Raw genomic sequence first — 8078 nt, forward strand, 5'->3', positions numbered from 1 at the left:
AAAAAAAAATCTTTACTTGTATTATTAATTATAACTATTATATCTTTGTGTGTATTCTTTTTTGAGAAAAATTCTAGTTCCGTTGATCTTAATGATACAAATAAGAATACTGCTATTGAAACATCATCCAATGACCCCATAAAGGGATATACTCCAAATCAAATAAGATATGCTTATGGCATAGATAAATTAGATTTATATGGTGAAAATCAAAAGATTGCAGTTATTGTTCCATATGGAAGTCCAACAATAGAAAATGATGTATCCATATTTAATAAGCAATTTAACTTGCCAGACTTAGCTCTTAAAATTTCTTACCCTTGCGGAGAACCTGATAAAATTGATATGAATTGGGCTGCCGAAACTTCTTTAGATGTCCAATGGACTCATGCATTAGCTCCTAAAGCTACAATTTCACTAATTATATCTAAAACAGACTCAATAGATGACCTGCTGAAATGCATTGATTATGCAGTCTCTAACAATGAACATATAATCTCTATGAGCTGGGGTTTTAATGAATTTCAAAATGAATTGTCTTATGAAAAATATTTCGACAATAAAAATATAACTTTCATTGCTTCATCTGGTGATGGTGGACCTCAAGTCAATTGGCCAGCTGTTTCTCCTAACGTCTTAGCTGTTGGTGGAACTACTTTAACTTTAAATAAAGATAGTAACATTACTGAAAAAGAAGGCCTATGGAGTAACTCAGGAGGCGGCATTAGTAAATATATTAATGCTCCTAAATATCAGGGCAACTTAAACGTAGGTGCAGCAAAAAATTATAGATCTGTTCCTGATGTATCATTTTTTGCTGATTCATCAGTAGGTGTTGCTGTATATTGTAGTACTAAATATAATCCTCATATATCAGGATGGACTAATTTAGCAGGTACAAGTCTTGGACCCCCTGCTTGGGCTGCATTTACTTCCCTAGTCAACGAAAAACTAGGTTATCCAATTGGCAATATTAATGAAATCTTATATAACTTAGCTACTGATAAAAATCAATACACAACTAACTTTAGGGATATAACCAATAGCACTGATAATATAGGTTATGACCTTTCAACTGGAATAGGTAGTCCGATAGAAAATATGCTTTTTAAATACTTAACTAATAAATAATTTACTAATAATGTAAATTTTGTCTTATTCTTTTTATTATTCATTATATTATAAATATTGACATTTTTTTCTTCTCCTTGTAGACTGTAATCATATTCTGTAAAAAAGGGGAGATTTTATGAAAAGAATAATATCAATTGGTTTATCAGCTTTATCTTTAGTAGTTTTAACAGCACTTCCATTTACAAAAGTTGATGCCAAAGGTCAATCACAAGAATCAAAACAAATTCAATCATTAAAAACAAAATATGATTTAAAAACAGTTAGTAAGGCTCCAGAAGGAGTTAAACCTTATAAATTTGATACTGTTGAAGAAGCTGAAAAGTTTATAGAAAGCATAAAAGCTCAAGAAGCTAAAACTCCAAATCATGTAGACTTAGGAAATACTGAAGTTGGTAAAAAGAATGGACAAGCTACACCAATGACTTATGGTAATGAACATAGGAGTATTTTACTTGGCCTTTGCTACATGAATATAGATGCTTCAATCGAATACTTATGGAGTTCTTCTATGGGACAAAATTATTACAACAGATGTACTGGTGTTAGTTCATACCTTTCTGGAGTATATTATGGTAATGCATGGACACAATCTTCTTATGCTGCTAACATTGTGAATGGCGGACGTCAGTTAAATGTAACAGTATACGGAAAATTCGATTACTATATATTAATAAATACTTCACTAACAAGTTTTGCTGGAAAAACAGCTTCATATTCAGCATCTTGGACAAATCCTTAATAAATATAATAGTTAAATATATTAGTTGAATTTATGATATAATAAATTCAACTAATATGCTTTAGGAGTGATTTTATGCAACTTAATATAGCATCAATAATATCAACAGTCCTTAACATTGGTTTAGTTATTTTAATATCATTTTTTATTATTAGGTTTTTGCGAAAAAATACTAAAACCAAAACTCACTAAACTAACATATAGAAAGGATTATTTATGAGTTATTTATTAGCTTTAATATTTTTAATTTCTGGAATACTGTTTGGAAAAAAGGTTCTCTTCAAAACAAATAAAAATTATGACCTAATGCTATTAGCTCTTGCACTAGTATTTTTCATATTAGGTCAAAAAGCTGAAGTATTTAGGCTATATAACTTCGTTGGAAACATTTCTATAATAGTTCCTCCGTTTATATTAGGAGTTCTGATTCGTAGACGGTTTTCAAAAACACTGATTTAAATGTTTATTTTATCAGTGTTTTTTTATTATATTTAAACTATATCAATGCTGTAAATATCTATAGTTTAAAGGGTTGACTCTGAAAATAAATATAGTATAATCCTAAGGGTTTGTTGTTTTTCGGATATAGTTCTGCCTAGTTCCAAGTACACAATAAAAAAGCATACTTAGAACTAGACAGAATTATTTAAAGGTTAATCCCAATGGGAATTATGCCCCCCTTCAATACATCATTTATTCATAATAAACTCATATCTAAGCTACTTCCTACCCTCGCCTTTTAATAGTTTAAATGCTCTCTATTAGTTAAATAGAGATAGGACTTCCTGCCTGTCCACTTCTACGGCTGACAACACCACAATAACCCTCGTAAATGATGGAATAAGTTTTAGAGTATAGTAAAAACTATACAATGATTATTGCCCCTTTGAGCGTATTTCAGCTCACTTTGCAACGGTCATAAGGGATTGACCTTTCCTTTTCTTTTAAGTGGCTTTATGGCTTATCCCACTACATACCATAAAGGTGGTATGCGACCTTTGAAAATAAAAAAACCTTTTCTGTAAGTATTACCTACAAAAAAGGTTGTTGAAATTCATTCTTTTATACGTTATAATTTACTCATAATTCGAGTAAATTATATAGTAACCTAGTTACTGTAAAAGAAGTTCTTTTCTAACGAGCTTTTTGGTACGGTCAATACCTTAAAGTTTTGGCTCATCATAGCAACGGTCAATTGCAATGATGGGAGTTGAATAAGAGCTTTTTTTATTTATTTTTTAAAATTCGTTTTCACTTAAATTAATTTTAATCCACCATTTTACATAATGCAAGTTTTATTTTTTATTTATATATACCTCTTTTTTGTATTTTATTTGCATAGATTGTATTTATTATTAAGGGCAACGTATTCTTTATAATCCCTCATGTTTTATTTGTTTTACAGATATAGTATTCTAATTTCATGGTACAAGTATTCTTTTATAATCCAGTTAGAATAACTGTTCATAGATTGTAGTATACAACTCTTTATCCTGCACTTACGTTGCATAGATAAATCTATGGAGCGTTAAAGTTCTATAAATACTTCTCTGTTCTCTCAAACTTTACAAGATCTATTTCTTCATCACATTCTTTATATAAATACTTCTCTTTTATAATTTCCACTGCCTTATCTCCAGTAAGCTCCCCATTTAGAACTTTTCTTCCGATATCTTCTATGTCTTGATTAACTTTTAACCCCTCCATTGCAAGAGTTGCCTTAACATTTTTTATAACTTGCTCTATATCTTTCATTTTAAAACCTCCTAAAAATTATGTTGTTTTGGATAATGAAAAACTACTTATCAAAGAGAGGAATTGTAAATGTCAAATACAAAAAAGTTTTTGCTGCTGCAAGCAGATCCAAAAGTTTTTTGTATTTGGGCTTTAGCCTTCAACATTTATAAGGGGTGAATTTTAAGTATACTTATCCTTTCCAAGACAAATTATTAATTATGCTTGTCGATATACAATCCCATTGTAACTCCCTTAATTAAGCTATCTATGTCGACACTTAATTAGGACCATGTTGACATGATTATTCGAGTTGCAATGCAACTCTTTGAGGTGTTGTCGACACCTCTTTATCCTGCACTACGTACCAATGGTAAATAACCATTGGTTTTTTATGTAGATCAAAATAAAACTGCTTATCCCAAAATACAATTTTATTTGATTATTTCAACTTAGTTATTTATCTTTTGGTACGTTATTATTTTTTAGATTTAGCTACTATAAAATGGCTTATTTACTTACTTAAATACAACAATATAATATATTTCTATATTGTTATATATTATATTGTTGTATCTTAATAGTTGATCTAAAGCTAGAGTATGATTCAGTCATGCTTACTAATACTAACTCATACTTACTAATACCGAGTAATACTAACTAATACCAACTAATACTTAGTATTAGTTGGTATTACTCAGTTAATCTATAAAAGCTTTTGTTCCAATGCTATGCAACTTTAAAATTTGCTTTTTTGCTTCATCATTTGAAATTTCTCCCCTTAAGCATTTTTTTGTTACTTCCTCTGATTCAATAGATGGCGTTAGATTTTCCATTTCAACACTCGCTCTTGAATTTTTCAATATCTCTTCTATTCTCTCATCACTTAATTCTTTAACCATATAAAATCCTCCTATCTCTTATCAAAAACAAAAAGACACTCAATAGAGTGTCCTACACTTAAACCTAATTTAGAGTTGGATTGACAGGGCGGCGTATCCTGTATCTCTGATAACTACTTTTCAGCAGCGTGTCGGGAGCCATTTCCGACCTCAAACCAACTTTAATTATAGTATACTTCTCATAATAAAAACACTCAACTAAATCTTTCTCTATTTCGCCCTAAGAAGAACAGTAGCGTATACGCTACCGTATATATTATTTCAATAGGTGTCCCCAGGGGATACCTATTTGCGCTTATAAATCATTCATAAGCGTAAACACCGTGTTTGCTTTTATCCTATTTGAATATTCTCTTGAACAATTGGTATAATAAATAAACGGGAAGCTATTAGCTTTCAGTATTAATATTTAGATGGTTAGAAAATAAGTAGTAATGGATGTACTACTTATTTTCTTTTCTCGTACCTATTTTTACGTGGGTGTCTTTAAATTTCACACCAATACTAATAAGATGTTTTATATATTAAATAAAAAGTAAAATGACCAGTGTTTTTTACACTGGTCACTTCTTATAAAAAGCCAGGACTATTATTTTAAAGTCCTCTCCTGGAATTTCGGATCGAAGTAAACTTCTCCTGAGGACTGAATATACAAGTCGCTCTTTAGGTGGCGAAACACCATACTATCTTTTTTAATTCCCTACTATATGGCAAGGGGTTTCCATCACCTTTTATGCTGCCATTGTGAACTAACAGCCTACTGTATTTTAATTGCTATGTAACCACAATACCGCTTTTACTGTAATTCGGTAAACAGACTTTTTTAAATTTGTTAACCGGTTATTTATCGCTTCCGGTGAGCGAAAAACATTTGACTAGGATTATTATACCATTCTTTTTTATTTTTTAAATACTTTTTAATTAATTATTCATCTATTTTATCAATGACATTAGTATTCCAATCATCTGTTTTGGTTCTCATATACTCAACTGCCATCTTCCTGGCCTTTTCATACATAGTTCTAACTTCTTTTCTATTTTCTTTTGGTACAAGATCCATTAAGGCCTGAACATTTAAAAATGCTGCCGTAGCACTCATGTGTCCTGATTTACTACTGATCTTGGCTAATCTTTCGACCTGGGGTTTTAATGCAACATTTACTTGTTCTCTGACTATTGAAGCTATAATATCTTTATTTTCATTTCCTACTTCTAAAGTTAAACCGTCCTCTATTAATTTTCTCATTACTTCGGAAATGCTTTCACCTTTTTTATCTGCAATATTTTTAACTTTATTATAAATATCATCATTTACTCTTAAATGTACCTGTTGAAATTTCATATTTTGCCTCCTCTCTGTTAAAATTAGTTAATTATATAGTATACCAAATGTGGTACTATGTAAAGTATAAGTGGTATATCTCATAAACCTACTGTAATCAATGCTTTTACAGGCTTTGCCTGTAATATGTGGTACTGCCCTTATCCTGCCTTACAACCCATAATACATAAACCTGTCCAATATTTCCGCTTGTGATCTAATTTAATGTGATACCAGGAGATCCTCCTTATCAGCATAAATGATCATGTATAAGTTTGTTAGATCATTTGTTTGGATGTGGAGGGTTATTTATAAAATCTCTAACTAAAAATTTATTAATTATAGTTTTTCAATCAATTTTTAAACAATTTTATTACTTAAACCTGGCATGATATAACCCTAAATTGTGGTTTATAATATTTATACAAAAATGATCTATTAAAATATATTTTAGTGAAGAATTTTAAATTAAAAGGCTATAGTTAATATGTATGGAACTTTACATATTTTTTAAAGGAGGTGATTTTGATGCAAAATAAAAAAGGAAGGAAACAGAACCCTAAATTCTTAATCCTTCCCTTTGTAGTATCTATTTTGCAGATAGTATACTACTTAAAACAAATATTCTTTAAATGAATTATAACCTATTTGCAGCTAGATATACTAGCTGCTTTTTTATTTTTAAAATTTTCAAATATTGTACTAAAAAAGTTATTGAGTTTTCTATTGAAGACTTGCTTCAAACCATTGATATAACTAGCTTAAATGCTATTGAATTTTCTATTGAGTTTTCTATTATGTTACTTAAAATTAGCATTAAAATATAAGAACCAAAAAAGTTATTGAGTTTTCTATTGAAGACTTGCTCTAAACCATTGATATGACTTGCTTAAATGTTATTGAAAAAGTTATTGTATTACTTTTATTTATCTTTCTTTAGGTGCTCACTAAACTATAAATACTTAATATAAATTTATATATCATTAAAAAGTAAGATGACCAGTGTAAAGAACACTGGTCACTTCTTATAAAAAGCCAGGATATTATTTTAAAGTTCCCTCCTGGAGCTTCGGGTCCAAGTATAACTTGCCCTGGAAACTGAACGCTATAAGTCGCACTTTAAGGTGGCGAAACACCATGTACTCTTGCTAGATATTATCTTATAAAATTATACAAAAATAGCTATTTTGATGCAATACTTAGAAATACTAAACCTAATACCATCATTTTTGAAGATTTTATTGCTTACAAATGGCTTAACTACGTTAAGAGACAAAAGTTCGTTAAATTAAATTTTAACGAACTTTCTCTTTTCCGAAGAACTTAAATAATCCTTTTTTTTGATTTTTTTTGTTTTCCATTTTTATTTTAATATCCTCGATTTTTTTATCCAATTCCTCAAAATGCTCTTCAAGTAAAATTGGATCTTCTCTTAATTGCATCTCTTGAGATTGTTTTAAAAGTATCTGACTATTTTCTACTAACCTATGTAATTCATCTATTTGCTTATCTTTTTCTTTTAACTGCTCTTTTAATGTACTTATATAATCAATTTTAAGATTAAAAGTATCTGTATCTATTGAAACTTCAGAGTTTACATCTTCATTTATACTATTATCATTTAACTCCGTTTTAACTCTTTCTTTTAACTTTAAACTTTCCTTGATTAAGTTAAAACCTTCCTCGTCAACATAGGTAATTCCTTGCTTTTTAATAATGTGTGGTTCTACTTTTTTTAACTTTAACTTTTTATATAAACTAACTTTGCTTAATCCAATTAACTCACTTATTTCAGCTATTGTATATAACATATTGATTCTCCTACTCTTTTAACTTCTTTTAAGTTTAAACAATTCGCTTTAATTAGTTAAAAATCCTTTAACGCAATTAATATGTATGAAATTTATAAAATTACTCCATTTTCTATTGTATACTTAAATATTGAATTATAGTAAAATATATGAATTAAATTAAATTTTTTCATACTATAAGTTTTCTAAGGAGTAATACTAAATGAAAAAAAAATCTTTACTTGTATTATTAATTATAACTATTATATCTTTGTGTGTATTCTTTTTTGAGAAAAATTCTAGTTCCGTTGATCTTAATGATACAAATAAGAATACTGCTATTGAAACATCATCCAATGACCCCATAAAGGGATATACTCCAAATCAAATAAGATATGCTTATGGCATAGATAAATTAGATTTATATGGTGAAAATCAAAAGATTGCAGTTATTGTTC

The 8078-nt window shown here is 29.0% G+C and carries 9 protein-coding genes; 5 read left to right on the forward strand and 4 right to left on the reverse strand.

Annotated features, from left to right (window positions below; translation table 11 throughout):
* The 3 genes from JK634_RS02515 to JK634_RS02525 all read left to right on the forward strand — a co-directional run.
* A partial coding sequence (locus JK634_RS02515; protein WP_207753578.1) for a S53 family peptidase occupies positions 1 to 1131 on the forward strand: 1131 nt, incomplete at its 5' end.
* A 118-nt stretch (positions 1132 to 1249) separates the two neighbouring features.
* Complete coding sequence (locus JK634_RS02520) at positions 1250 to 1873, forward strand: hypothetical protein (protein ID WP_202766052.1); 624 nt, start codon at positions 1250 to 1252, stop codon at positions 1871 to 1873.
* A gap of 216 nt (positions 1874 to 2089) precedes the next feature.
* Complete coding sequence (locus JK634_RS02525) at positions 2090 to 2332, forward strand: hypothetical protein (protein WP_202766053.1); 243 nt, start codon at positions 2090 to 2092, stop codon at positions 2330 to 2332.
* Between the two features lie 1077 nt (positions 2333 to 3409).
* On the opposite strand, the gene JK634_RS02530 is transcribed toward JK634_RS02525, so the two are convergent.
* From JK634_RS02530 to JK634_RS02540, 3 genes are all read right to left on the reverse strand, one after another.
* Complete coding sequence (locus JK634_RS02530) at positions 3410 to 3628, reverse strand: antitoxin VbhA family protein (RefSeq protein WP_202766054.1); 219 nt, start codon at positions 3626 to 3628, stop codon at positions 3410 to 3412.
* 680 nt (positions 3629 to 4308) lie between these two features.
* A complete protein-coding gene (locus JK634_RS02535) occupies positions 4309 to 4509 on the reverse strand; it encodes an antitoxin VbhA family protein (RefSeq protein ID WP_202766055.1) in 201 nt (66 codons plus the stop codon).
* Positions 4510 to 5434: 925 nt separating this feature from the next.
* Positions 5435 to 5851 (reverse strand): hypothetical protein, encoded by a 417-nt coding sequence (locus tag JK634_RS02540; protein ID WP_202766056.1) that lies wholly within the window; start codon positions 5849 to 5851, stop codon positions 5435 to 5437.
* Positions 5852 to 6462: 611 nt separating this feature from the next.
* On the opposite strand from JK634_RS02540, the gene JK634_RS02545 reads away from it, so the two are divergent.
* A complete protein-coding gene (locus JK634_RS02545; RefSeq protein ID WP_202766057.1) occupies positions 6463 to 6657 on the forward strand; it encodes a hypothetical protein in 195 nt (64 codons plus the stop codon).
* 468 nt (positions 6658 to 7125) lie between these two features.
* On the opposite strand, the gene JK634_RS02550 is transcribed toward JK634_RS02545, so the two are convergent.
* On the reverse strand, positions 7126 to 7641 hold the full coding sequence (locus tag JK634_RS02550) for a hypothetical protein (protein WP_202766058.1): 516 nt from the start codon (positions 7639 to 7641) through the stop codon (positions 7126 to 7128).
* Positions 7642 to 7843: 202 nt separating this feature from the next.
* On the opposite strand from JK634_RS02550, the gene JK634_RS02555 reads away from it, so the two are divergent.
* Positions 7844 to 8078 (forward strand): hypothetical protein (locus tag JK634_RS02555; protein ID WP_202766059.1); only part of this gene is annotated, 235 nt, incomplete at its 3' end.

This window comes from Clostridium paridis (genome assembly GCF_016765615.1).
GTDB classification, from domain to species: domain Bacteria; phylum Bacillota; class Clostridia; order Clostridiales; family Clostridiaceae; genus Clostridium_T; species Clostridium_T paridis.

Bases quoted from the DNA above. Each gene is read 5' to 3' on its own strand.
- JK634_RS02520 (WP_202766052.1), top strand. From the start codon at position 1,250: ATGAAAAGAATAATATCAATTGGTTTATCAGCTTTATCTTTAGTAGTT.
- JK634_RS02525 (WP_202766053.1), top strand. From the start codon at position 2,090: ATGAGTTATTTATTAGCTTTAATATTTTTAATTTCTGGAATACTGTTT.
- JK634_RS02530 (WP_202766054.1), bottom strand. From the start codon at position 3,628: ATGAAAGATATAGAGCAAGTTATAAAAAATGTTAAGGCAACTCTTGCA.
- JK634_RS02535 (WP_202766055.1), bottom strand. From the start codon at position 4,509: ATGGTTAAAGAATTAAGTGATGAGAGAATAGAAGAGATATTGAAAAAT.
- JK634_RS02540 (WP_202766056.1), bottom strand. From the start codon at position 5,851: ATGAAATTTCAACAGGTACATTTAAGAGTAAATGATGATATTTATAAT.
- JK634_RS02545 (WP_202766057.1), top strand. From the start codon at position 6,463: ATGAATTATAACCTATTTGCAGCTAGATATACTAGCTGCTTTTTTATT.
- JK634_RS02550 (WP_202766058.1), bottom strand. From the start codon at position 7,641: ATGTTATATACAATAGCTGAAATAAGTGAGTTAATTGGATTAAGCAAA.